General features: G+C 63.9%; 2 protein-coding genes. Both read left to right on the top strand.

The window, feature by feature from the left end:
* On the top strand, positions 1–651 hold a 651-nt coding region (locus tag ACH2EI_RS15450; protein ID WP_395160683.1), incomplete at its 5' end, for a metal ABC transporter solute-binding protein, Zn/Mn family.
* A gap of 25 nt (positions 652–676) precedes the next feature.
* A complete protein-coding gene (aztB, locus tag ACH2EI_RS15445) occupies positions 677–1,564 on the top strand; it encodes a zinc ABC transporter permease AztB (protein ID WP_395153590.1) in 888 nt (295 codons plus the stop codon).
* Positions 1,565–2,164 lie beyond the last annotated feature (600 nt).

Genomic DNA, 2,164 nt, shown 5'->3' with positions numbered 1-2,164 from the left:
GAGCATTCGGATGAGGAAGGCGAGGAGCATTCGGATGAGGAAGGCGAGGAGCATTCGGATGAGGAAGGCGAGGAGCATTCGGATGAGGAAGGCGAGGAGCATTCGGATGAGGAAGGCGGCGATCCGCACATCTGGACCGATCCGACCCGCATCATCACCGCAGTCGAAGCGCTCGAGCCGGTCGTGGCTGGTCTCGCTGGCGTCGATTCAGAAGCTCTCGCCACGTCGTTCGACAACTACCTTGCCGAGCTGGCGAGTCTCGACGCTGCGATGGAGGACACGCTCGCGGCGGTCCCCGAGGCTCAACGCGTGATTGTGACCAATCATGAGGTCTTTGGCTACTTCGCCGACAGGTTCGACTTCGAAGTCGTCGGGGCGATCATCCCATCGCTGACCACCAACGCCGAGCCGTCGGCGTCCGACCTCGACGAACTCGTCGAAGTGATCGAGGCCGAGGGCATCCAGGCGATCTTCGGTGAGACGACCCAATCGTCGAACCTTGCGGACGCGATCGCTGACGAGGTCGGCGGTGCGGTGGAAGTGGTCGAACTATTCAGCGAAAGCCTCGGCGAGGACGGCTCTGGTGCCGAGACCTACATCGGCATGATGCAGACGAACGCTGATCTGATCGCGACCGCTCTCTCCTCCTGACCGGGGAGCGCGAGACTTGGCCACGATGATCGACTTCTTCCTCGACGCCTTCGGCTCGCAGATCACCCGCCGGGCCCTTCTCGGGGGGCTGCTGGCCGCCACGATGACATCGTTGATCGGTACGTGGGTCGTCATCCGAGGTCTGGCGTTCTTCGGCGACGCCATGGCCCACGGCGTACTGCCCGGCATCGCGCTCGCAGTCGTCTGGGGGTTCAACCTCACCCTCGGGGCGGCGGCGAGCGCGATCGTGATGGTGCTGGGCATCAACCTCGTGCACCGCACGACGAAATTGTCTGACGACACCGGGATCGGACTGCTGTTCGTCGGCATGCTCGCACTCGGTGTGGTCATCATCAGCCGTCAGAACTCCTTCGCCGGCGATCTCAACGGGTTCCTCTTCGGTGACGTCCTCGGGGTGCGTCGAGGCGAACTCGTGCTCGGAACGATTGCATTGGTCATCACCGTGGTCGGTGTCGTCGTCGGCCACCGACCCTTCTTGGCACTATCGATCGATGCCGACAAAGCAGCGACGCTGGGCCTGCGCCCAGGCTTTGCGCACATCGCGATGTTGATCTTGCTGTCGTTGACCGTCGTGGCAAGTTTTCGGGTCGTGGGAACGTTGCTCGTGTTCGGGTTCCTGGTCGCTCCGCCTGCTACCGCAGTGCTCTTGGTGCGCCGGGTGCCAGTCGCCATGGTGGTCGCCGTCGTGTTCGGATGGCTGGCCGTGGTCCTCGGGCTTGCGGTGAGCTACCACGCCGACACCGCTGCCTCAGCCACCGTTGCGGGCGTCGCAGTCGGTCAGTTCTTCGTTGTTCTCGCAGCGACCGAACTCCTCGGTTTCATGCAAGGTCACCGGCGTCGAAACAACTCGGGCCACCCCGACGACGCAGCAACGTCCGCAGCCGCTGTCTGAACGACGTCGGGCGAGCACCGAGCGTCCCGTACGAAACACCGTTCTGACGAGCGGCCAGTGACACTGCGGGCTGCTCAGTCCGGCGAGACTGGCTCCGAAGATCTCCGGATCTCCCGGACGGGATTCGGTCGAGAGTGGAGTAGCTGCATCCAGGAGGACCGTCTGGACGGCACACCGGTACGGAACGGACATATCTGGACTGCGCTGGTTGGTTTCGCACGGTTTCGAACCAGCTCCGACCTTCTCGGGTCATCGTCCCTGCAACGCGCTTGACGGCTTCAGGCCGACAAGTGCAGCCCACACCGCCCTCACAGACAGGGGTCGGCCGGTCGCCTGAGGGAACATCAGCTTTCCCGCCTGAGAACGCAGGGCTGTCCGACGCCGATGGATTCATGAGCAGGGCATTCGTGCGACGAGCGCAAGCGGGAGCGGCGTTATCGCGCCCATTTCACAAGCGGTCTAGGTGGCTGGTGTCGAACGGCGGGTTCGGTCGGTGCTGACGGCGGACCCGTGGGGTCGAGCGAGCACCCGAGACGAGCCGGCCATCGTCACACTGCCCGACCCTCGAAACGACCCGTTAAAACCGCACCCGCACGCTCG

It is taken from the genome of Ilumatobacter sp. (assembly GCF_041688325.1).
Taxonomy (GTDB): Bacteria; Actinomycetota; Acidimicrobiia; order Acidimicrobiales; family Ilumatobacteraceae; genus Ilumatobacter_A.
The sequence above is the reverse complement of the archived record's forward strand: the minus strand, read 5'-3'. Positions and strand labels throughout refer to the sequence as shown.

Excerpts from the sequence above, each read along its gene's own strand:
- aztB (WP_395153590.1), top strand. The coding sequence starts at position 677 with ATGATCGACTTCTTCCTCGACGCCTTCGGCTCGCAGATCACCCGCCGG.